The organism is Kitasatospora sp. NPDC085895 (assembly GCF_040702125.1).
GTDB classification, from domain to species: Bacteria; Actinomycetota; Actinomycetes; order Streptomycetales; family Streptomycetaceae; genus Kitasatospora; species Kitasatospora arboriphila.
On sequence record NZ_JBFBJY010000079.1, the window covers coordinates 1 to 21,631 of the forward strand.

General features: G+C 74.7%; 23 protein-coding genes. 9 read left to right on the top strand and 14 right to left on the bottom strand.

What is annotated here, in order from left to right; all coding sequences use genetic code 11:
* Positions 1–140: 140 nt before the first annotated feature.
* Positions 141–848 carry a hypothetical protein gene (locus AB0442_RS33575; RefSeq protein ID WP_366167381.1) on the bottom strand — a complete coding sequence of 236 codons (708 nt, stop codon included), beginning with the start codon at positions 846–848 and terminating at the stop codon, positions 141–143.
* 199 nt (positions 849–1,047) lie between these two features.
* Here AB0442_RS33575 and AB0442_RS33580 point away from each other — a divergent pair, with 199 nt between their 5' ends.
* A complete protein-coding gene (locus AB0442_RS33580) occupies positions 1,048–1,554 on the top strand; it encodes a DinB family protein (protein WP_366167382.1) in 507 nt (168 codons plus the stop codon).
* Between the two features lie 64 nt (positions 1,555–1,618).
* A complete protein-coding gene (locus tag AB0442_RS33585; protein ID WP_366167383.1) occupies positions 1,619–2,002 on the top strand; it encodes a VOC family protein in 384 nt (127 codons plus the stop codon).
* 11 nt (positions 2,003–2,013) lie between these two features.
* Here AB0442_RS33585 and AB0442_RS33590 read toward each other — a convergent pair whose 3' ends face one another.
* Positions 2,014–2,388: a YciI family protein gene (locus AB0442_RS33590; protein ID WP_366167412.1), complete on the bottom strand. Its 375-nt coding sequence runs from the start codon at positions 2,386–2,388 to the stop codon at positions 2,014–2,016.
* A 125-nt stretch (positions 2,389–2,513) separates the two neighbouring features.
* On the opposite strand from AB0442_RS33590, the gene AB0442_RS33595 reads away from it, so the two are divergent.
* On the top strand, positions 2,514–2,822 hold the full coding sequence (locus tag AB0442_RS33595; RefSeq protein ID WP_366167384.1) for a hypothetical protein: 309 nt from the start codon (positions 2,514–2,516) through the stop codon (positions 2,820–2,822).
* A 54-nt stretch (positions 2,823–2,876) separates the two neighbouring features.
* Here the strand turns inward: AB0442_RS33595 and AB0442_RS33600 are convergent, their stop codons facing one another.
* The gene (locus AB0442_RS33600; protein ID WP_366167413.1) at positions 2,877–3,362 is read right to left on the bottom strand and encodes a carboxymuconolactone decarboxylase family protein; all 486 of its coding nucleotides are present in this window, start codon (positions 3,360–3,362) and stop codon (positions 2,877–2,879) included.
* A gap of 171 nt (positions 3,363–3,533) precedes the next feature.
* Here AB0442_RS33600 and AB0442_RS33605 point away from each other — a divergent pair, with 171 nt between their 5' ends.
* Entirely contained in the window at positions 3,534–4,481 is a 948-nt protein-coding gene (locus tag AB0442_RS33605) for an RNA polymerase sigma-70 factor (protein WP_366167385.1), read from the top strand.
* 74 nt (positions 4,482–4,555) lie between these two features.
* On the opposite strand, the gene AB0442_RS33610 is transcribed toward AB0442_RS33605, so the two are convergent.
* Together AB0442_RS33610 and AB0442_RS33615 are read right to left on the bottom strand one after the other, a co-directional pair.
* Positions 4,556–5,374: a hypothetical protein gene (locus tag AB0442_RS33610; RefSeq protein ID WP_366167386.1), complete on the bottom strand. Its 819-nt coding sequence runs from the start codon at positions 5,372–5,374 to the stop codon at positions 4,556–4,558.
* Between the two features lie 73 nt (positions 5,375–5,447).
* Complete coding sequence (locus AB0442_RS33615) at positions 5,448–5,756, bottom strand: hypothetical protein (RefSeq protein WP_366167387.1); 309 nt, start codon at positions 5,754–5,756, stop codon at positions 5,448–5,450.
* A gap of 118 nt (positions 5,757–5,874) precedes the next feature.
* Between AB0442_RS33615 and AB0442_RS33620 the strand changes: the two genes are divergently transcribed.
* Complete coding sequence (locus AB0442_RS33620; RefSeq protein ID WP_366167388.1) at positions 5,875–6,555, top strand: hypothetical protein; 681 nt, start codon at positions 5,875–5,877, stop codon at positions 6,553–6,555.
* A gap of 148 nt (positions 6,556–6,703) precedes the next feature.
* Here the strand turns inward: AB0442_RS33620 and AB0442_RS33625 are convergent, their stop codons facing one another.
* The 9 genes from AB0442_RS33625 to AB0442_RS33665 form a co-directional block, all read right to left on the bottom strand.
* Complete coding sequence (locus AB0442_RS33625; protein WP_366167389.1) at positions 6,704–8,206, bottom strand: Hsp70 family protein; 1,503 nt, start codon at positions 8,204–8,206, stop codon at positions 6,704–6,706.
* 418 nt (positions 8,207–8,624) lie between these two features.
* Positions 8,625–9,449 carry a sigma-70 family RNA polymerase sigma factor gene (locus AB0442_RS33630; protein ID WP_363540585.1) on the bottom strand — a complete coding sequence of 275 codons (825 nt, stop codon included), beginning with the start codon at positions 9,447–9,449 and terminating at the stop codon, positions 8,625–8,627.
* A gap of 549 nt (positions 9,450–9,998) precedes the next feature.
* Positions 9,999–10,475 (bottom strand): hypothetical protein, encoded by a 477-nt coding sequence (locus AB0442_RS33635; RefSeq protein WP_366167390.1) that lies wholly within the window; start codon positions 10,473–10,475, stop codon positions 9,999–10,001.
* Complete coding sequence (locus tag AB0442_RS33640) at positions 10,472–11,476, bottom strand: SCO0930 family lipoprotein (protein ID WP_366167391.1); 1,005 nt, start codon at positions 11,474–11,476, stop codon at positions 10,472–10,474. Before AB0442_RS33640 ends, AB0442_RS33635 begins: the two co-directional genes overlap by 4 nt.
* 175 nt (positions 11,477–11,651) lie before the next feature.
* Positions 11,652–13,088 carry an NADH-ubiquinone oxidoreductase-F iron-sulfur binding region domain-containing protein gene (locus AB0442_RS33645; RefSeq protein ID WP_344623297.1) on the bottom strand — a complete coding sequence of 479 codons (1,437 nt, stop codon included), beginning with the start codon at positions 13,086–13,088 and terminating at the stop codon, positions 11,652–11,654.
* A complete protein-coding gene (locus AB0442_RS33650; RefSeq protein ID WP_344623298.1) occupies positions 13,085–13,744 on the bottom strand; it encodes a hypothetical protein in 660 nt (219 codons plus the stop codon). Before AB0442_RS33650 ends, AB0442_RS33645 begins: the two co-directional genes overlap by 4 nt.
* Before the next feature lie 310 nt (positions 13,745–14,054).
* On the bottom strand, positions 14,055–15,440 hold the full coding sequence (locus AB0442_RS33655; RefSeq protein WP_366167393.1) for a DUF1996 domain-containing protein: 1,386 nt from the start codon (positions 15,438–15,440) through the stop codon (positions 14,055–14,057).
* A gap of 70 nt (positions 15,441–15,510) precedes the next feature.
* Positions 15,511–16,173, bottom strand: a complete 663-nt coding sequence (locus tag AB0442_RS33660) for a DUF4142 domain-containing protein (RefSeq protein WP_366167394.1) — start codon at positions 16,171–16,173, stop codon at positions 15,511–15,513.
* 260 nt (positions 16,174–16,433) lie between these two features.
* The gene (locus AB0442_RS33665; RefSeq protein WP_366167395.1) at positions 16,434–17,201 is read right to left on the bottom strand and encodes a helix-turn-helix domain-containing protein; all 768 of its coding nucleotides are present in this window, start codon (positions 17,199–17,201) and stop codon (positions 16,434–16,436) included.
* Between the two features lie 521 nt (positions 17,202–17,722).
* Between AB0442_RS33665 and AB0442_RS33670 the strand changes: the two genes are divergently transcribed.
* From AB0442_RS33670 to AB0442_RS33685, 4 genes are all read left to right on the top strand, one after another.
* Entirely contained in the window at positions 17,723–18,631 is a 909-nt protein-coding gene (locus AB0442_RS33670) for a LysR family transcriptional regulator (protein WP_366167396.1), read from the top strand.
* A 130-nt stretch (positions 18,632–18,761) separates the two neighbouring features.
* Complete coding sequence (locus tag AB0442_RS33675) at positions 18,762–18,917, top strand: hypothetical protein (RefSeq protein ID WP_366167397.1); 156 nt, start codon at positions 18,762–18,764, stop codon at positions 18,915–18,917.
* Positions 18,914–21,139, top strand: coding sequence for a heavy metal translocating P-type ATPase (locus AB0442_RS33680; RefSeq protein WP_366167398.1), 2,226 nt, complete (start codon positions 18,914–18,916; stop codon positions 21,137–21,139). The genes AB0442_RS33675 and AB0442_RS33680 overlap by 4 nt, the downstream gene beginning before the upstream one ends.
* Entirely contained in the window at positions 21,136–21,615 is a 480-nt protein-coding gene (locus AB0442_RS33685) for a copper chaperone PCu(A)C (RefSeq protein ID WP_366167399.1), read from the top strand. The genes AB0442_RS33680 and AB0442_RS33685 overlap by 4 nt, the downstream gene beginning before the upstream one ends.
* Positions 21,616–21,631: the final 16 nt, after the last annotated feature.

Consider the following 21,631-nt stretch of genomic DNA (forward strand, 5'->3'; position numbering starts at 1 on the left):
CCGCCCGCCCGCGCGGGGGCCCGGCGGGGGGGGCGCGGCCCGCCCCCCCCGCCCCGCGCCACCGCGGCCCCCCCGCGCCGCGGGGCCCCGCCCGGCGGGCCCGCCCCGACGGTGGGGCCACGACGTGGGCCCGTCGGGGCTCAGGAGGAGCGGACCTCGCTCAGGCAGAGCGTGTAGACCTTCGAACCGCGCTCCTGGACGTACGCGGCGTCGGTCTGCTGGTAGCCCTTGCAGACCTCGGCGTCGGACACCTCGAACCGGGCGACGATCCGGAACTGGGCGTCCGGGCCGGAGCAGTCCACCACGCCGAGGTCGGGGCGCAGGTCGCTGCCGCCGTTGTGGACGCAGTCGCCGACGTCGGCGTAGTCGGGGTCGCGCGAGGCCGTGAACGCGATGGCGCCGACCACCAGCACCGGCAGCAGCAGGCCGAGGATCTCCACCCGCCGCAGCAGCGGCCGGCCCGGCGTCAGCGGGACACCGGGGGCGCCCGCGACGGGCGGGGCCAGCCTGCGGATCTTCGCCAGGGCCACCAGGTTGACCAGCATGGTGACCGGGTTGATCACCATCGAGGCGATGCCCCACCAGCCCTGCCAGAGGCTCTTCGCCGTCATGTCCCGGAAGACCGCGGTGCCGCAGTCGCGGCAGAACGGGCCGCGCAGCTTCAGGAAGCGCATCACCACCAGGAATCCCTGGTGGCCGCGGACGGTGGCCTGCACGGCCGGCACCGAGCCGCAGCAGCGGCAGAACGGCCCCGCGGCGGGCGGGAACGGCCCCGCGGCGAAGCCCGCGCCGGGGTCGGGAGCCGTCGCGGACGGGTCGGACGGGAGCTGCGGTGCGGGTAGGGACATGCGGATCCTCTGCGGGGGCGGGGTCGGTGAGCAGGGCGGATGCTATCGGTGCGCACCGCCGCCGCGGCACCCCTTTTCTCCGCGGCCGGCGTGCGGTCTCCGGAGGATCCGTCAGATCGCCTGCGGCGAGGAGGCATCGGGTCTGCGGGTATGCGAAACCGCTGGACAGGCGGGTGCCGCATGGAAGATCATCCAGTCGATGACGACACGAACCGACGTACCCGCTGCCCTGGACGAGCGCACCCAGCTCACCACCTTCCTCGACTACGCCCGCGCCACCGCACGGGCCAAGTGCGAGGGAGTCAGTGCCGAGAACGCCCGGCGCGCTCCGCTGCCCGGCTCGCCCCTGATGACCCTCGCCGGCCTGATCAACCATCTCCGGTGGGTCGAGCACTGGTGGTTCGAGGTCATGTTCCTCGGCGAGGAGGACCGCGGCCCCTGGACGGACGAGGACCCCGACCGGGAGATGCGGATCGCCGTCGACCGCCCGCTCGACGAGCTGCTCGCCGAGTACGAGGCCGCGTGCGCCCGCCACCGCGAGCTGGTCGCCGCCCACCCCCTCGACACGGTGGCCAAGCGCACCCGCGGCGACGGCGGCCAGTTCGACCTGCGGTGGATCCTGCTGCACATGACCGAGGAGACCGCCCGGCACAACGGACACCTCGACATCCTCCGCGAGCTCGTCGACGGCACCACTGGCGCCTGACGGAGCGTCCCGCGACACACCGCGGGCGGGCCGGGGTCCCGGGTCGTCGCCGTACACTGACGGCATGGCATGCCGCATCAGTGAGCTGGTCCTCGACGCGGCCGACCCCGGCCTGCTCGCCGCCTTCTGGAGCGAGGTCCTCGGCTACGTCGAACTCGGCCGCGAGGACGACGGGAGCATCGAGATCGGGCCGCCCGGCACCGGCTTCGGCGGTCCGCAGCCCATCCTCGTCATCGGCCCCACCACCGACCCGCGGCCGACGAAGCTCCGCCTGCACATCGACGTCAGCGCCACCGACCGCGACCAGGAGGCCGAACTGGCGCGGCTGCTCGCCCTCGGCGCCCGGCACGCCGACGTCGGCCAGACCGGCACCGAGAGCTGGTACGTCCTGGCCGACCCGGAGGGCAACGAGTTCTGCCTGCTGCGCCGCCGGATCGAGCCCGTCTGACCGGCGTCGGCTCAGCCGGTGCCGTCGGCCCCGCCCATGCCGAACGAGTCGTGGACGGGCCGCACTTCGACCGCCACGACGTGGAAGTCGACCACCCGTCCGGCGATCTCGCGGGCCCGCTCCGGGCTCGCGCAGTCGAGCACGTAGTAGGCGGTCAGCTGTTCTGCCGCGGCGGTGAGCGGCCCGTCCGACGCGACCGCGCCACCGTCCCCGCGAGCCGGCCGGAGCGCGGTGGTGTCCGCGGGGTAGGCCAGCCCGGCGCCGTTGAGCAGCTCGCCGGAGTCCGCCAGGTCCCGGTGCAGCGCCTCGTGCCGGGCGAACACCTCGGCCCGCTGCTCGGCCGTCATCGCCGCGGTCGCCGCCGGGTCCGCGTACATCAGCACCATGTACTTCACAGCGCCCAGCCTGACACCGATGCGGGCGCTCCGGCGCGCACGTCCCCGAGCTGCCGCGCCGGACCGACCGAACGGGTCGCTTGCCGCGGGCGGCACCGGAGGGCGATCATGCGCCCATGAGACCCGACGTGGCGGCGTTCCTCGCCGACGGCCCGCTCCCCGACGAGGACGCGCACGAGGACGAGATCGCCCGGCGGGTGCGGCAGCTGGAGGCGATCGCCCGCCCGGTCACCGCGGAGGAGGCCGTGCGGCTCGCCGAGTGCTTCGGTCCGGACGACTGCTACGGCGTCGCCCGGTCCCTGCTGCACCTCGTGGAGTCCGCCCCCGGGCCCGTGCCGGCGGTCGAGCCCGGGCCGGACGCGAACGAGTGGCACCACCGGCTCCGGCGGCGGGCGGTGAACGCCGGCCTCGTCCCGGAGGACTGAAACAGCCCCGGACCGGGCCGGTCCGGGGCCGTTCGGGGCCCGTTCGGGCGATGGTCAGCCGAGGGCGGCGGCGAACATGCCGGCCTCGTAGGAGCCGCCCTTCTGGTGCACGATCACGGCGAGCCGGTTGGCCGCGTTGATCAGGGCGACCAGGGCGACCAGCGCCGCGATCTGGTCGTCGTCGTAGTGCTTGCGCACCAGGGCCCAGGTCCCGTCGGACACTCCCTCGTGGGCGTCGGCGAGCCGGGTGCCCTCCTCGGCGAGCGCGAGCGCGGCCTGCTCCGCCTCGGTGAACACGGTGGACTCGCGCCAGGCGGCGACCAGGTGCAGCCGGGCGACGTCCTCGCCGGCGGCCGTGGCCTCCTTGGTGTGCATGTCGATGCACCAGCCGCAGCCGTTGATCTGGCTGGCCCGCAGCGAGACCAGTTCCTGGGTGGTCCGCGGCAGCGGCGACTGGTGGATCACCAGGCCGGCGTTGGCGAACCGCTTGGCGAACTTCGTGGCGAGCTCGTTCTCGAACAGGTTGAACCGGGCGTCCATGACGTCGTCCTCACTCGTGGTGTGCACTGGCGACCACAAGATGCCGCCGCCCTCTTCCGTGTGACGGCCCGTCGGTGTGACGAGCGCCACGGCCTGCGGGTGTCACGGGGCGGCGGCGAGCGGCGTCCTGTGGGCGTGACGCGGACGCGAGCGAGCGGGCAGGAGCAGCCGGTGGAGAACGGGCGGAACGGGCGGAGCAGCCAGGGCGGGCAGAGCGGGCGGCGCGGGGTCCCGGCGGGGACGGATCCGGCCACCGAGGCGTTCGTCGAGCATCGCAATCTGCTCTTCACCGTCGCCTACGAGATGCTCGGCTCGGCCGCGGACGCGGAGGACGTGCTGCAGGAGACCTGGCTGCGGTGGGCGGGCGTCGACCTCGCCGAGGTGCGGGAACCCCGCGCGTACCTCGTCCGGATCACCACCCGGCAGGCGCTCGGCCGGCTGCGGACGCTCGGCCGGCGCCGGGAGTCCTACGTCGGGTCCTGGCTGCCGGAGCCGCTGCTCACCGCACCGGACGTGGCCGAGGACGTCGAACTGGCCGACAGCGTCTCGATGGCGATGCTGCTGGTGCTGGAGACGCTCGCGCCGACCGAACGGGCGGTGTTCGTGCTGCGCGAGGTGTTCGACCTCGAGTACGGGGAGATCGCCGAGGCCGTCGGCAAGAGCCCCGCGGCCGTGCGCCAGATCGCGCACCGGGCGCGGGCGCACGTCGCGGCGCGGCGGCCGCGCGGGGCGGTGTCCCCGGCCGAGACCCGGGAGACGCTGGACGCGTTCCGACGGGCGACCGAGACGGGCGACCTGCAGGGCCTGCTCGACGTCCTCGCGCCGGACGTCGTCCTGCTCGGCGACGGCGGCGGGATCAAGCAGGCGGTGCTCCGGCCGATCGTGGGCGCCGACAAGGTGGCCCGGCTGCTGGCCGCCGGCTTCGGCCGGCTCACCGCCGACCGGGCGCTCCAGCCGGCCCAGGTCAACGGCTGGCCGGCGCTGGTGCTGCGGCTCGACGGCGAGCTCGACACCGTCCTGGCGCTGCGCTTCGAGGACGGCCTGGTCACCGGCCTCTACGCGGTGCGCAACCCCGAGAAGCTGTCCCGGATGGGGCAGGAGACCGAACTCTGCCGCTGAGCCGCGGGCCGGGTCGGCCGGCCTGCCCCCGTCGGCGTCCGACGCACCCGGTCTGCCCCCCCGTTCCGTCGGAATCACGTCCCGGCCCGGTGGCGGGCTCGGGCCGCGGAGAGGGCGCGCCGGAGGTCGTCCTCGGGGACCTCGGGGGCGGGTCCGGTCCGGCCGGGGTTCTGTCGTGGGCAGTCGCAGGGGCGGCGGTGGGTGCGGTCGTCGGTCGAGGTGTCGAGCAGGTCCGGCAGGGCGGCGAGGCGGGGGTGGGCGCGGACGGCTTCGCGGGCCCGGTGGGCCGCGTCGAGCAGTCGCAGCTCCCAGCGCAGGACGCAGTACGAGCAGGCCGGGACGGCCGCCCGGTCGGCCTCGGCCAGCTCGGCGAGGGCGGCGCGGGCGGTCGCGGGCAGGGACTCGTCGGCCGCGGCCTGCCGCAGCAGGAGGCCGAGGGACTCCCCGTCCCGCGGGTCGCACCAGGTGAGCCTCAGGAAGGCGGAGGCCAGCAGGTGGTCGCCGCCGTCCGGACCGGGCGCGACGAGGTGGATCCGGGTCAGCAGTTGCTCGTCCCCTGCCGTCTCCCGCTCGTCCGGTGCGCGCCGGACCTCCCAGTCCAGCTCGAACCGTGCGGCGGCGGCGCCGGCTTCACCGTCCACCGGGAACTCCAGCGTGCACTGCCGCCCGCCGTGCACGGTGGGCACGAGCTCCAGGTGCGTCGCCGGGCCGTCGGCGGTGTCGTACCTCCGGCGCACCCGCACGACCGGGCGGGCCGTGGGCATCACCAGTCGCAGCACGGGGCCGCGGGCCGGCCACCCCGGGGCCGGCGGCACCACCCGGAGCGACGACCTGCCGCCGTCGAGGCCGAGCGGCACCACCTCGTCGTGCGTGACGTCCAGTTCCCAGTCCATCCGCGCTCCCTTCCCCGGCTAGCGACGTGCTGCCGGGCGGTACCGGTTGCATCCGGCCGGCCGTGCGGGCCGGTCACGGGGACGCGAGGTCGCCGACGAGCCGTTCGAGGCTGCGGCGCAGCACCTGGCAGGCGCGCCGGTCGGGTCCGCAGGGGGCGGGGTCGGCGGTCATCGCCGCCCAGTGGGCCAGCCGGGTGACGGCTCGGTGGTGGAGTTCGGGGCGGGGCGGGCCGGCGGGGAGGCCGAGCCGGGCGGCCGGGTCGGTGCCGTACTCGCCGGCCACGCGGCGGAGTTCGAGCCGATCGGGGTCGGAGAGGCCGGTGAGGCGCCCGTCGTAGCAGTCCCGTAGCACGGTGAGTTCGCGGAAGGCGTGCTGCTGCACCTCCAGGTCGACGAAGCGGCCGACGGCCCGGTCGACGGCGGCCCGGTCGCGGGCCGCGGCGGCGTCGGTGGCGGGCGGCAGGAGGGCGGCAGGAGGGCGGCAGGAGGGCGGGCAGGGTGTGGGCGCGGTCGACGATGCGGCGCAGTTTGAGGAGGTCGGCGCGGGCCCCGAAGTGGTCGGCGAGCAGCAGGCGGAAGTCGGCGAGGCCGCTGCGCCGGTCGAGTTCGGTGCGCAGTTCGGGCAGCCGGTGGACGCCGTCGCGGACGAGCCCGCAGGCGAGGGTGAGGCCGTAGCCCGCGAGGAGGCCGAAGAGCCGGGCGCGGCGGTCCGCGGGGACGGGCAGGTCGGGGTAGGGGCGGGTGGTGAAGTACGGTCCGCGGGCGGCCCGTTTGGCGAGCAGGGCGGGTTCGACGGCGGCGAGGGCGGTGAGGTCGGCGAAGTCCTGCTCGGTGAGCTGTCCGGCGGCCGCGCCGACGAGGCTGCAGACCGGCCGCAGGTCGTACATCAGGCGGGTGCCGCCGCCGGCGGTCATGACCCGGTCCGCGACGCGGCGGCCCTCGGCGAGCGGGTCGGGGTGCTCGGGCCAGTACAGCTCGGCCTTGGTGAGGACGCCGACGGTGGTGAGTGCGCCGCCGCCGTTGGTGCCTCCTCCGCCGGGGCCGAAGCCGGCGCCGGTGAAGTCGGCGAGGAGTTCCTCCTCGCCCTGGGCCAGGCCGCGGGCGAAGACCAGGACGAGCGCGTCCGCGTGGCCGGCGTGGCCGAGCGAGTCCGCCCGCACCTCGTCGGCCGAACGGCCTAGGAAGCGCAGGGTGTTGGCCGAGTCCGCGCCGAGGACGGAGTCCAGGCCCGGGGTGTCGACGAGGTCGAAGGCGCGCAGGCAGGGGCTGGGGTCGCTGACCACCAGGTGGTCGATCGCCCGCAGCCGGCCGTGTGCGGCGGTGTCCTCGTCACGGGCGCGGGAGGTGAGGTCGCGCAGTTCGTCCGGGTGGTGCCGGGTGGGCGGGCGGCCGTCCCTGTAATGGACGGTGACGGTGCGGTCGGGGCCGTGGGTACGTGCAGTCCCTGATGGTCGCGTTGTTGAAGAAGCCCGTCCCGACGGCCAGGCCGAGCGCGCCGAGCAGCCGCCAGGACACCTGGTGCGGCGGCGTCCCCGTCTCCCGGGCGGCGGTTGCCGCTCCGGCCTCCTGTTCCACCGTGATCAGCCACTCGCCCGCGGCCACCGTCTCGCCCGGGCCGCGCAGTTGGCGGACGACCCGACCGGGGGCGGTGGCGGCCAGGTCCAGCAGGGCGCCGTCCGGGGTCCGCAGGGTGCCGAGTGCGGCCCCGGCCGGGTAGCTGCTGCCCGGGGCGAAGTGCCATTCGGTGAGTTCGGCGGGGGTGCCGTTGCCCCAGGCGAGCGGGACGACGCCCTGTTCGGTGGCGACGGGTGTCAGCCGGCGCTCGTCGGCGCGGGCGGCCCAGGCCGCGGCGCCGTGCACCACCGCCAGGTCCGGGTCCTCGACCAGCCGCAGCGGCCGGTTCAGCCGTTCCGCGAGCAGGGCCCGGACGAGCGGGACGCGGGTGGTGCCGCCGACCAGGAGCACCGCGTCGACCTCCTTGGCCTTCCTCCCGTGGGCGGCGAGCAGCTCGCGGCAGCAGTGCACCGTCCGGTCCAGCAACGGGCCGATGAGTGCTTCCAGTTGGGATCGTTCGACGCGGCTGGCCGGGGTGACCGGGGTGAAGTAGTCCTCGACCTCGGCGGCTTCGCTCAGCTGGTGCTTGATCCGGCGGACGAAGTCGCCGAGTTCGAGCCTGGCCCGGGTGGCGCCGGCGGCCATCAGCAGGTCGAGCCAGTCCCGGGCCTCGGTGGCGATGCCGCCGGTGAGCAGGGCGTCGATGTCGCGGCCGCCGCAGTCGTCCAGTGCCGCGTGGCCGAGCACGGTGCGGGCGCCGTCGGCGCCGATCCGCACCAGGGCGGTGTCGAAGGTGCCGCCGCCGAAGTCGTAGACCAGCACGGCCTGCCCCGGGGCGAACGGTTCGCCGGCCACGGCGGCGTGTGCGGCGGCGACCGGTTCGGCGAGCAGTTCGACGCTGCGGAACCCGGCCTGGCGCCCCGCCGCGAGCATCGCCTCGCGGCGCGGGTCGACCGGCCCGTACGAGGCGGGGACCGTGACCACCAGGCGGTCGATCTCCGCACCGGTGACCGTGCGGCCCTGGCTGCGGAACTCGGCGAGCACGGCGGCGACCAGGTCCGTGACGGGGAGGAGCCGGCCGCCGAGCGGGACCGGGGCCCGTTCGCCGAGGTCGCGTTTGAACTCGGCCCGGTAGGAGCCCGGTTCCGCCCGTTTGCGGTTCTCCGCCGCGGACCCGACGAGCAGTCTGCCGTCCTCGCCGACGGAGACCGCCGACGGCCACGACAGCAGTCCGCTGGACGGCTCCTTCACCAGCCGCTCGCCCCGGCCCGTCACCACGGCCGCGGCCGAGGAGGACGTCCCGAAAGTCCACCACGAGCACCGGCGCTGCCATGCCCCACCCCCTGGACGCATCCGGCCGGTCACAGAGTGTGCCGATCTGGATGTGCCGCGAGACTAGCAGCGCGGAATCCTCCGGCTCGGGCGCTTCCCGGCCCCCGAGGGACACCGATGCGATCTCGTAATCGACCGTCCACGTAAGGGTATTGATGACCCATCAGACAATGTGAGCGAGTCGCACCGACCTCATCGGACACAGGAGCGGGGGTGCTGCGGGCCGGGCGGGCCGGCGGGGATCCGACCCCGGCGCCGCCCGGGGAGCGCGACCGCGGGGACGGGTCGCCGGTGCCGCCCGTGCGGGCCGGGCCGGCACCGGTGGCGGCCGTGGCGGCCGTGGCGGCCGGGGGGCCCGCCGGGGTCAGCAGGGCGCCACCGCCTCGGGCCCGATGGGTATCAGGGACGAGGTGACGATGCGGCGGTTGGCCTGGCGGAACTCCTCGGCCACCCGGCCGCAGCTCAGGCACTCGTCGAGGTGCCGCGCCAGCTCCCGTCCGCGCCGCCGGCCCGGGCGGCGCACGGCGCCGGCCAGCAGCGAGGTGAAGTAGCGGCACTCCAGGCCGGTGCCCTCGTCCACGTGCGCCCGCAGGTACGCCTCGCGCAGCCCGGACCGGGCGCGGGCGGCGAGGGAGCGCACCCCGCTCGGCGTCATGCTCATCCGCTTGCCGACGGTGGCGGCGGACTCGCCCTCCACCACGAAGAACCAGAGCAGCACCTGCCAGCGCTCGGGCAGGGCGCGGAAGGCCCGCGCGATCAGCTCCGCCTCCTCGGCGGCGAGCTGCGCACCCTCGGTGGCCGTCTCGTCGGCCAGGTGGTCGGCCCAGCTGTGGAAGTCCTCCGGCAGCAGGACGCGGTCCGTGGTCTGGGCGCTCCACTCCATCGCCGTCCGACGGACGCACGCCTTCAGGTACGGGCGCCAGGCGTGCCGCGGCCCTCGGCCGCGGGCGACGGAGTGGTAGGTGCTGGCGTAGGCCTCGGCGGCGAGGTCCTGCGCGGTCTGCAGGTCGCGGCAGTAGCGGCGGGCGTAGGCGAGCACCGCGCCGTGGTGCCGCGTGAACACCTCGGCCATCACCTCCCGGATGCGGGAGGTTCCGGTCGGGGTCGGGGCGGCGATCGCCTCCGCGAGTTCGGCGTCGCTCAGCGCGCTCAAACCGGACTCGGGGGTACTACTGGTACGAGGGGTCACCCTGTTCCTCCTCAGCTCTGGCCTTCTCACGGGGGGAGTTCGCGGGGCCTGGCCGGCGTGTCGGCCGCACGGGGCCGGGACGGGGAACTGCCTGGACGAAAGGCATCGACGGCGTTTCGCTGCTGGGGCCGTCGGGACGGTGTGGCGGAAGGGCCACAGCACACCAGTCCCACGGGTTTCAGTGCAACAGTCTTCAAAACGGCAGCGCGCCGGACGATTCCGGATCCGAATGTGGGGGAATCGCGTGCATCGCGTCACGGCTGCGTCTCGATGCCGCCGGACGCGCTCCCACCGCTGGTGGGCGCATCGGCCGACACTCTGGCGCGACCGCGTCAAGTGGAACGGCCGCGAAAAGTGCGGAAAGTTCATACAGCATTTGCATGGTTGAGCGCCCCCGGCGGGCTCCTTGTGTGACAGAGTGTCAGCAATTTGGGTGACGCTCCGACACATCCCGTGCAGCGCACAGCGACAACACGCGTGCAAGAGGGCGGGGTCACCCCCGGCCGCTGCCGGCGGTGACCCCGCCCTCTGGTTGCTGTGCGTGCCCGGCTACCCCCCGCCGGTGTGCTCGTGCGTTCCGCTGTGGTCGGCCCCGTTCACCACCTTTCCGCCCAGGAGGCCGTGGAGTTGGTCCGCGGTGGCGTCGGAGAGCACCACCACCCAGTCGTCGCCCACCAGATAGGACCCGCCGTAGGCCTCGGCCTCGGTGATCCAGGCCTGCTGGGCCCGCGCCTGCGGGAAGGTGGCGATCCAGATCTCCTCCCCGCCCGAGGTGCACAGGCCCTGGCGGAGGTCGGCCGTGTCCGCGGTGATCTCGGCCGTGCAGCCGATCCGCCGGGCCAGCAGCTCCACCGAGTTGTCGGCGGGGCGCTGGGCGGCCTGCGAGGTGCCGGCCAGTCCTCCCGGCCCCCAGAGGAGTTCGAAGACCCCGAGGAGGAGCAGGAGGACCAGCGCGGACCACTTCAGCGCGGTGCGGACGGAACGGCCGTCCCCGGGCGGCGCGAGGGCCGCGCTCAGGGCCCTCACTTGCCGGCCGCCGCCTTGCCCTGCGGGTTGATGGCCGTCCACGCGCCGTTGGCCAGGCCGTTGCCCAGCGCGTCGCCGGCACTCTTGTCACCGGTGTAGAGGTAGGCGGGCGTGCAGTTGATGCTCAGCTGCCAGGAGCCGTCCGAGCGCTGCATCTTGCCGATCAGCTTCGGGTCCACGCCCTTGATCTTCTTGGGGTCGACCGGCGGCGCGGGCGTCCAGGTCTTGAGGCACTCCCCCTCGCAGTTGGACTTCATCGGCCAGGCGGTGTCCTTGGCGAAGTGGTAGAGCGTCATGCCGTTGGCGTCCACCATGATCGGGCCGAGCTGCGGGTGGTTGAAGAGGGAGAGCTGCACGCCGGACGGGGCCTGCTGGGTCATCGACGGCATGGCGGTCGGCTGCGCGGACGCGGTGGCGCCGCCGGCCTTGGCCTTGCTTCCGTCCGGAGCCAGGGCGTGCCAGGTGCCGCCCACGCCCTCGCCCTTGGTGTCACCGGGCGCGGAGTCCTGCGCGTAGCGGTAGGCGGGCCAGCCGCCGACCGTCAGCTGCCGCGAGCCGTCGGCCCGGGTGATCTCGCCGAGCTTGCCGGCGTCGACGCCGGTGCCCGCCGTGGTGGCGTCGTCCTTCAGCACGGGCGGCCAGGTGGTGGCGCAGGTCCCCGCGCAGTTGGACGCCGGCGGCTTGGCGGTGTCCTTGTCGAAGCGGTAGAGGGTGAAGCCCTCGCCGTCCGTCAGCACCGGGCCGAGCTTCTCGTCGACGCGGACGGCCAGCTGGCCTCCCGGCTTGCCCGCGGTGCCCGCCGGCGCGGAGGACCCGTAGTCGCCGTAGGCGCCGCCTCCGCCCGCCGGGGCCGGGGTGCCGCCCGCCGCGGCCAACTGGCCGGTGTCGGCCTTGCCGTTGGACGGGCTGGCGCTGCTGTTGGCGCTCCCGAAGGCGGCCATGAGCACGAGGCCGGCCAGCAGGAGGCAGACCGCCACGAGGCCGTATCGTTTCGTGGTCATCGTCAAGATCTTCCTAGCCTTTCCATCGGTGGTGCTGTTCGAGGGATCGCTGGTCGAGGTCGTTCGGTCAGGGGTGTCGTAGGTACGGGTGGGTCGGGGGTGTCGCAGGTACAGGGGTGTCGTAGGTACGGGGGTGTCGTGGGTCAGGGGTCGTTCGGTCGGGGACGTGCGGGGATCACTGGATCTTCAGGGCCAGCGCCGGGCACCGGTCGACCGCGCGGGCGGCCTGCTGGAGCAGCTCCGGCGGGACGGGCATGACGCCGGCCGCGGGGAAGCCGTCCGCCTCCAGGCTGATGACCTCGGGAAGGACGCTGGTGCACAGGCCGTGCGCCTCGCAGAGGGTCCAGTCCACGACGATCGTCCCGGCGCTCTCCATGACCGGCATGGGGAGCACGTCCTGGACGGGCCGGCCGCAGCCGTACTGGTAGGTGTGCATCTGCAGGTCCTCGTCGAAGACCTCCAGCGCCGAGGCGACGAACCGGGCGGCGGCGTCGGGATGGCTGCACGCACCCCGACCGGTGACCGCCTTCATCCGGGACTCGACGGCCTCCAGGGCGGGCCGGCCGCCGCCCTTCACCACCTGCTCCAGCTCCTTCACCAGGGCCGGCAGACCGAGGTAGCAGGGCCCGCACTGGCCCGCCGTCTCGTCCGCCAGCCAGCGGGCGACCCGGAGGACCTCACCGAGCGGGCAGGTGGTGTGCGGCAGCGGGAGGAGCGCCCCGGCGCCCAGTGCCCCGCCGAGGCTCTGCAGGGACTGCCGGGAGACCGTCGCCTTGCCGGCCGCCTCGGGGCTGAGCCACTTGCCGTGGTAGCCGCCGGTCAGCACGCCCTGGCCGATCTCCAGGTCGAACAGCGCGAGCAGTTGCGGGAGCGGGACGCCGAGGGGCGTCTCCACCACCTGGCGGCCGGCCAGGGTGAGCAGGACCGTCCCGGGCTCCGACGGGGTGCCGGACTCCCGGTAGGGCAGCGCCCCCAACCGGGCGGCGACGGCGAGCTGCGCGTACGTCTCGGCGTTGGACAGCAGGGTCGGCAGGCCGCGGACGCCGCTGTCGCTCGTCCGGACCTTGCCGCCGCGCGGCAGGGCGATCCCGCTGGTGATGCCGCGGGCCAGCGAGCTCCCCTCGCCCGAGACGAACCGCTCGGGCAGCCGGGCGACGTTGACCGGCACCCGGGTCGTCCGCCGCTCGGCCAGCGCCCGGCGCAGCGACTGCTCGGTGTCGGCGCGGGTGACCCCGAGCACCACCTGCTCGGCGTCCAGGGCCTCGGCTGCCAGCAGGGCCCCGTCCACGACGAGGTGGGGGGTGCGCAGCAGCAGGGCCGCGTCCTTGAGACAACTCGGTTCTCCTTCCGTTCCGTTGACCACCACGACCGGGCGGGTACGGCGCCGGGCGGCCGACTTGACGACGGCCCGGAGCTTCCTCGCGAAGGGGAAGCCGGCGCCGCCGCGACCCCGAAGGTCGACGTTCTCGGCGAGGTCCGCGAGGTCCTCGGCCTTCATCGGGGACAGCCGGCCGTGGACGACCAGGTGTTCGCGGTAGTCCAGTTGCTCGCTGTGCTCCAGGCCGGCGAAGAGCACGGGCCGGCCGAGCCAGGCGATCGGGGCGCCGCTCATCCGTCCTGCCTGCGTCGTCCGGTGCCGGCGCCGACCGTCGGCCGGCCGGCCGTGTCGGGCCGGACGGCGGTGGCAGGACGGCGCGGGGCGCCGCGGTCCTGGAAGGCCATCCGCAGCCCGAGGGCCACGATCACGCCGACCACGGCCACGCAGTACATGACGGTGATGTAGGTGGCGGGCAGCCGGCCCGCGTTGAGTCCGTGGACCAGGCCGGCGCCCCAGGCCGGGTAGGCGAGGACGTGGACGATCCGCCAGCGCCGCGAGTCGCCGGTGCGGGCCAGCAGGCCGCGGGCCGCGCCGGCGAGTGCGACCGTGAGGAGCACGTAGCCGGAGAGCACGCCGAGGCCGTAGAGCACCGGCTTCTGCGGGTCGGCGAAGGGGACGAACGCGCCGAGGGCGCCGATCTGGTCCTGGATCAGGTTCATCCACACGTGCAGGACGAGGAAGACCACGCCGCTGATGCCCATCACCCGGTGGATCGCCTGGGCGGCGAGCCGGTGGACGGGGTACAGCAGCAGCCGGTCGGTCGCCGCCAGCCCCCACAGCACGGCGGAGGTGAACGACACCAGGGCGAGCACCCCGGCGGCGATGCCGAGGAAGGCCTGCAGTGCGCCGTTGACGGCGACGGCCGTGAGGCCGAGCCCCGCCGCCAGCACGGGGAGGAACGACCAGACCGAACGGGGCTGCCGGCCGCCGGCCTCGGGCCGGTCCGCCGCGGCCGCGGCGGGTGCCTGCTCGCTGCGCGCGGCCCGGTCCGACCGGTTCGCCTGGCGTGTTCGGGCCGCTCGGCCCGCTCGCGCCGGCCCTGCGGCCGAATGCCAGGATCGGCGTCCTTGACCTGTCAACATCGCTGAGCCCTCCGGCTGTGTCCTTGCTCTGCTCGAATGGCGCCCGGTGCCACCGGGCCGGCCGCGCGAGGGGTCGCGGCCCGGGCCGCCCGGGGTGAGCCCGGGGCGGCCCGACGGATCAGCCGCAGCGGCGACCCTCGTTGATGCAACTCACCATCTGGTCCAGCAGGTTGCGGTTCATCACGTTGATGAAGTCGCCGTGGTCGGTGATCGGGTTGTGGAGCTGCTCGGGGAAGCTGTCGACGGCGAACTTGGCGCCGGACGGCACGTCGTAGGCGACGCGCTCGACCAGCTGGGGGATGGCCCGGAAGTTCCGCGGGCAGCTGCCGTTCTTGGAGAAGGCGGTGTGGGTGCGGTGGTTGGCGCTGTCGATGTTCTTGCCGTCCCAGCAGTCCGGGAACTTCAGCGTCCGCACGACCCGGCTGCCGCCCGGGCAGATCGGGTACTTGTCGGCGAGCTGGCGGTCCTCGAAGCCGGTGCAGCTCCAGGAGGCGTGGGCGTTGGCCGGCCCGTTGGTGAGGGCCTTGGCGTCACCGGTGATGATCCGCAGGAAGCGGGTCATCGGCTGGACGCGGCTGCCGTTCGGGGAGCTGTAGGTGATCCCGACCTCGGCGGGCTGCAGGATGCGCCCGACGTTCTTGTCCTTGCCGCCGCCCGGTGCCTTGGCGTCCTTGTCGTTGGTGCCGTCGAGGAGCCGCAGCACCGGCCAGTAGTAGGCCGACTGGTCGCCGTTGGAGCAGGTGGTGCCGGCACCGGCGAGCTTCCCGTTGGAGGAGAAGCCGTCGGTGATGCGGTTGCCGACGTAGTCGTGCATGTGGTGGGCTCCGTTGCCGACGCCGGGCGCGACGATGACGTTGTCGGGGTTGAGGTGGCGGTTCTCGTTGCGTCCGCAGCGGGAGGTGAAGGTGCCGGTGGCGGGTCCGCTGCGGGCGGGCCGGGCGGTGTTCGGGGCGACGTTGCGGATGTCGACGAAGCCGCGGCCGGGGCCGGACTTCGACCCGCCGGAGCTCTTGCTCTGCGCGGCGACGTTCTGCGCGTCGTTGGCGTAGTCCTTGGTGGAGGCGTCGACCACCAGGTCCTTGCGGATGGCGCAGTTCGCCAGTCCGGACGTGTCCTGCGGCAGGCCCGAGTCCTTTCCGGCGCTCGCGGCGAGCTTGCGCAGGGTGTCGGACCGCTTGGCGGCCAGGTCGCCCATGACCCGCTTCTCGCCGCCCCCCGAGCCGGGCTCGGAGAGGCTGCGGTAGGCGTCCGCGACCTGCACGTCGAGGTCGGCGAGGTCCCGGTCGACGTCCGCCTTGGCAGCGTCCGGCACCGCGGTCAGGCCCAGCCCGACGTCGGCGCAGGCGACCGTGCCCGTCTGGCCGTTGGCCTGTTGCGACCTGGCGGGGCGCTGCCCGGCGAACGCGGCCGCGGCGATGACCGATCCACCGCCGACCGCCAGCACCCCGGAGAGCATCAGGGCCAGCATTCTGCGCCCGGCCTTGTCACGTTTGTGAGTCCTCATATTCGCACTCTCGGTAGTCGTGGACAGGGTATTCACTGCATGTGTCCGGCACTGCGGACCACGGCTTCGTTCAGCGCTGTCCGGCCGGCTTCGGGCTCGGCGAGGCGGATCCCGCGGGCAGCGCGGAAAGTCCGCCGTAATTGACCAGCCGGGTTTCCTCCAGCACCGTCATGTGGTCGAGCACCGTGGAATTCGCCACGGTCGCCAGATCCCGGACGGTGGAATTCTGGGTACTGGCGCGCACCTGCGCGACCACCGCGAAGACCTGCCCGTGGGCATTGCGCACGATGTTCGCGAAGAGCCGGTCGAACTCGGCGCCCTGGGCCGCGTCCAGCTGCTGCAGCCAGCCCTTCTGCTGGTCGTTCGGCTCGCTGGGGACGTCCATCCCCAGGGCCGCGGCCGCCTCCAGGTCGGCCCGGTCGAGCGCGGTGTGCCCGTCGACCAGGTGCTGGCCGGCGGTCTTGACCTCGGGCGTACCACCCTTGGCGAGGGCCATCCGACCTGCGGGGATCTCCCAGAGTCCGGCCAGCCGGACCCGTTTGACGAAGTCCCGGTCGAGCGCCGTCAGCGGACCCGTCGCGGTCTGCGTCGTCGTTCCCGGCGACGCGCCGCCCGCCTGCGGTGTCCGGTAGGAGCCCGCCGACTTCACGACGGGGACCACCAGCGCGGTCACCGTGGACATCATGGCCACGATGATCGCGAGCGTGGCGAACGACCTCGGGAGACGGCTCACCCTGGGAAGGCCGTAGACGCCTTTCTCGGTTCCGCGTTTCTTCCTGGAAGATGACATCGGTTTCCTATCACGCCGGAGAGGGTGATCGCACCGGCCGCCGCCGGAATTCCTTTTCGGACGGTCCCGGCGACCGCGGTGAAAACCCTACGGAACGCGGGGGCGCCCCGTCGGGGAATTCATCAACAATGGACAGATACGGCGACGGCCAGGGACACCGGTCGAAGGTCACGGAATCCCGGGGCGGTCGGGGCGCGCAGCACTCACCGGCTGCGGCGGACGTCCTGGCGGGGGCCGAACGTCCGGTGCGGGGGCAGTTCCTCCGCTCTGCGGCGCAGCCGCGCGCATTCGGCGGCCGTGCCGTGGATCTTCAGGGCCAACAGGATCTCGAAGCGCGCCTGCGAGGTGCGCAGGCTGCTGCCGAAGATCCGCTCCAGCTTGCGGAGCCGGTACCGGACGGTCTGCGGGTGGATGCGCAGCAGCACCGCCGCCTCGGTGGCGCCGCCGCCCTCCAGCCAGGCGAGCAGGGTCTGCTCCATCCGTTCGCGCTGGCGCGGTGTCAGGTCGTTCAGCCGACCGAGCCACTTGGCCGACAGGCGGCCGGCCAGCAGCGGGTCCTGGAGCAGGAGCACCTCGGCCAGGTGGTCCTCGACGAAGAGGAGTTCCCCTGCGCCGTCCGGCCACTGCGGGGACAGCGAGAGCAGGGTGCGGGCCCAGCGCAGCGAGGCTCCGGCGTCGGACCGGGAGACCACCGGGCCGACCACGGCCGCGCGGCCCTGCAGCCAGCGGGTGAGGTTGCGGCGCATGCTCGGTGCCGGGTCCGGGATCAGCAGGTAGGGCTCGGGTCCGTGCAGGTAGGCGACGACCTTCGCGGTGGAGAGTCCGGGCGGTGGCGGTCCGGGGACGGCGGAGAGGGCCACCGCCTGGACGACTCCGGGGCCCGCCTGGGCCCGGGGCTTGTCGGTGGGCGCGGAGGGCGGGCGCCGGACGAGTTCGCCGCGGCCGCCGCCGGGCAGGGTCAGTGAATCCACGACGCCTCCTTCCACGGCCTGCCGGGCCTGCACCGCGGGGGGCGGTCGCCGGACTCGGCGGCGTCGGCGCGGCGGCCGGCCGGGGCGGGCGTCCTGCGCACGGGGACGCCGGACTGGGCGGGTGTCCGCCGCACGGATGCGCCGGACGGGGAATGCACTGCCGGTCGACCGCTGGGGCAAGCGTGCACCGGACCACCTCCCGGGGAACTGCCGGCCACGGGCGGGCCGGTCACCGTGAGAAGAGGGCCGGATCGAGGTTTCGTCCCGCACCTTTGCCAATCCTTTGCCATTCGCCGGTTCCGGGCCCGGCGCGACCCGGGGCCGTCGCGGCGGCCGCCGACCGGCCCGACCGCTCGTCAACCCGGGTGCAGGGCAAGGAGAACGGGCGCACACGACCTGTTGATCTTGCAGGTGAACCGCCTGTGACACGGGCCCGGTGCACGGTACATTGCCGTACCGGCCGGTACCGCGGGCTGCCGCGCCGGCCCCTGTGTCCCAACCCTCCGGACGCGAGCGAGGCCATGATGCGACTGAACCTCAACCAACTGGCGGTTTTCGCGAAGGTCATCGAGTGCGGAGGGTTCTCGGCCGCCGCACAAGTGCTGTTCCTGAGCCAGTCCTCGGTGTCGAAACAGGTGCAGAACCTGGAGATAGCCCTGCGGACCCAGCTGGTCGACCGCTCGGGTCCGAAGATCCGCCCCACCCTGGCGGGCGAGATCCTGCTCGCGCAGAGCAAGGAGGTGCTCGCCGTCGCCGACCACGCCGTCGAGGCCGTCCAGGCGGCGGCGCTGCTGCGGACGGAACCCCTGGTCATCGGCAGCACCAGCACCGTCAGCGGCCAGTTCCTGCCGTCCGTCCTGCGGGAGCTGCGGCGCCGCGAGCCGGCCGCCCAGTTCAACCTCGCCATCGGCACCGCCGACCAGCTCGCCGAGGCGCTGGAGGAGGGCCGGACGGGCATCGGACTGAGCGGCGGCCCGCTGCCGCCCGGCCGGTACCGCTCCGAGCGGCTCGCCGAGGACGACATGCTGCTGGTCTGCCCGGCCGACCACCCGCTCGCGGGCCGGACCGCCACCCCCGCCGACCTGGCGGGCGAGACCTTCCTGCTGCGCGAGTGCGGCTCGCAGACCCGCCGCCAGCTCACCGACCTGCTGCACAGCTGGGAGCTGACCGGCGCCCGCACCCTCGACCTGTGGGGCACCGAGGGCGTCAAGGAGGCCGCCCGGATCGGCCTCGGCGTCGGACTGGTGCCGCGCTGCTCCGTCCGGCTGGAACTCCGGCACGGCGTGCTCGCCGAAGTCCGCGTCCGACCGGCGCCCGAGCGCCGCGCCGTGCTGGTCAGCTGGACGCTGGCCCGGCCGCTCACCGCCTACGAGCAGCTGCTCCTCCCCCTCCTGCGGGACGTCGCGGGCACGGCGGCGAAGGCGGCGTGACCGCGGCGCAGCTCCACCCCGGTCGGTCCGGTCCGGGATGCCCGGGAACTCACCGCCGCCCCGCCCCGACTGCTGGGGTGTGGAGACTTCGGAGCCGGGTACCCGGCCGCATCGTGTTCTGACGGGCTTCGTGCTGCTGCTCGTCCTGGTGTTCGGCGGGGCGTTCGCCCTGGGCAGGACGGTCGGCCCGGTGGCACCGGGGCTGCGGCCCGCCACCGGCGGCACGCCCGGCACCGGCCATCCGGGCGGCGGCATGCCGGGCCATGCGGCGGGGGCGGCCCGGTGAGCGCCGCGACCGGCCGCGTGGTCACCGACCTGGCCGTGGGCGGCATGACCTGCGCGGCGTGCGTCGGCCGGGTCGAGAAGCGGCTGGCCCGGATCGACGGCGTGACGGCGACGGTGAACCTGGCCACCGGCCGCGCCCGGGTCGTCCATCCGGCCGGCGTCCCGTTCGCCGACCTGGCCGCCGCGGTGGAACGCGCCGGCTGCACCGCCGCGCCCCTCCCCGACGAACCGGTCGGGGCCGCACCGACGGACGGGGACGACGACGGGCTGCTCCGTCCGGCCGTCACGGCCGCCCTCGCCGTGCCGGTGCTGACCGTGTCGATGGCACCCGGGCTGCAGTTCCCGGCCTGGCAGTGGGTCTGCTTCCTGCTGGCCGTCCCGGTGGTGACCTGGAGCGCGTACGGGTTCCACCGCCGGGCCTGGCACCACCTGCGGCAGGCGACGGCGACCATGGACACCCTGGTGAGCCTGGGTGTGCTGGCCTCCTTCGGCTGGTCGGCGTACGCGCTGTTCCTCGGCGGCGCCGGCGCGGTCGGCATGCGGATGCCGTTCTCGCTCACCGCGGATCCGGGCGGCGCCGCCCACGTGTACCTGGAGGCGGCGGTCGGCGTGCCGCTGTTCGTGCTGTGCGGCCGCGTCCTGGAGGGGCGGGCCCGCCGCCGCGGCGGATCGGCGCTGCGGGCGCTCGCCGAACTGGGCGCCAAGGAGGTGTGCGTCCGCGCGGCGGGCGTTGAACGTCTCGTCCCGGTAAGCGAGTTGCTGCCCGGCCAGGAGTTCGTCGTCCGGCCCGGCGAGAAGGTGGCCACGGACGGCGTGGTCGTCGAGGGCGGCTCGGCGCTGGATGCCGGCCTGCTCACCGGTGAGAGCGTGCCGGTGGAGGTCGGGCCGGGCGACCGGGTCACCGGTGCCACGGTCAACGTCGGCGGCGTGCTGGTGGTCCGCGCCACGGCCGTCGGCGCGGACACCCAACTCGCCCGCATCACCGCACTGGTGACCGAGGCTCAGGCCGGCCGGGCGCGGGCGCAGCGGGTGGCCGACGCGGTCGCCGGCGGGTTCGTGCCGTGCGTGCTGGCGGTGGCCGTCTGCGTGCTGGGCTTCTGGCTCGGCGCCGGTGGCGATCCGCAGGCGGCGGTCACGGCGGCGGTGGCGGTGCTGGTGGTGGCGTGCCCGTGCGCGCTCGGTCTGGCGACGCCGACGGCGCTGCTGGCCGCGACCGGCCGGGGCGCCGAGTTGGGCGTGCTGGTGCGCGGGCCCGAGGTGCTGGAGGGGCTGCGCCGGATCGACACGGTGGTGCTCGACAAGACCGGCACCCTGACCACCGGGCGGATGGAACTGGTGGAGGTCACCACGGCGCACGGCGTCGGCGAGGCGGAGGTGCTGCGGCTGGCCGGGGCGGTGGAGCACGGCTCGGAGCATCCGATCGGGCGGGCGGTGGCCGCGGCGGCCCGGCTGCGCGACGGGGCAGGACTGCCTGCGGTCGACGGGTTCGCGGCGACGGCGGGCCTCGGTGTCCGGGGGACGGTCGAGGGTCGGCGGGTGCGGGTCGTCCGTCCCGGCCGGGTGACGGTCCCGGCCGGGCCACTGCGCACGGCGCTCGCCCGCGCGGAGTCGGCCGGCCGGACGGCCGTGGTGGTGGAGCTCGACGGCCGGGCGGCGGCCGTGCTGGCGGTGGGCGACACGGTGCGGCCGGGCAGTTGGCGGACGGTGCGGCGGCTGCGCGGCCTGGGGCTGGAGCCGGTCCTGCTGACCGGCGACCGGCCGGGCCCGGCCCGGGCCGTGGCGGCCGGGTTGGGCATCACCGCGGTGCACGCCGCGGCCTCGCCGGAGCGCAAGGCGGAGGTGATCGCCGAGCTACAGGCCTCCGGGCGGCGCGTGGCGATGGTCGGGGACGGCGTCAACGACGCGGTGGCACTGGCCTCCGCCGATCTGGGCGTCGCCCTCGCGGGCGGTACCGACGCGGCGATCGGCGCGGCGGGGCTGACGCTGGTCCGCGGCGACATCGAGTCGCTGGTCGTCGCGGTGCGCCTCGCCCGACGCACCGTGGCGGCGATCCGCACCAATCTGCTCTGGGCGTTCGGCTACAACGCCGTCCTGCTGCCGGTGGCGGCCCTGGGCCTGCTGAATCCGGTGCTCGCGGCGCTCGCGATGTCGGCGAGTTCACTGCTGGTGGTCGCCAACAGTCTGCGGCTGCGCACCTGGCGGCCCTCGCGGGGTGTCCGGTGAACCGGGCGGTGGTGCTGCCGCCGGCGGCCGCGGTGACGGCGGCCCTGGTGCTGCTGAGCGCCTGGACGTCCGCCGGCCGGGCCGGACGGCCGGAGCCGGTCGTCGCGGGCGAGGGCCGGATCCTGGTTCCGGTGGCGGGCGCGGTCCGGCCGGTGGCGACGGCCGCGTTCTTCGTGCTGCGCAATCCGGGCGACGTGCCGGACGAGCTGACGGGGGCGAGCTGGGGCCCGACCGGCCGGGTGGTGCTGAAGCGGCACGTGCACCGCGGGGCGACCGGCAGTTGGGAGCCGGTCGCGGGGCTGGCCGTGCCCGCCCGGGCCGAGGTGCGGATGTCGCCCGAGGGGGTCGACCTGCTGGTCGTCCGCCCGCCGGCCCTGCGCGCCGGGGAACGGGTGGAGTTCACCCTGCACTTCCGGCACGGCCCGGACGTCAGGGTCCGGGCCGTGGCGGTGGCGCCGGGCGGCGCCGACGGGTGACGGGCACCGCCCGGCG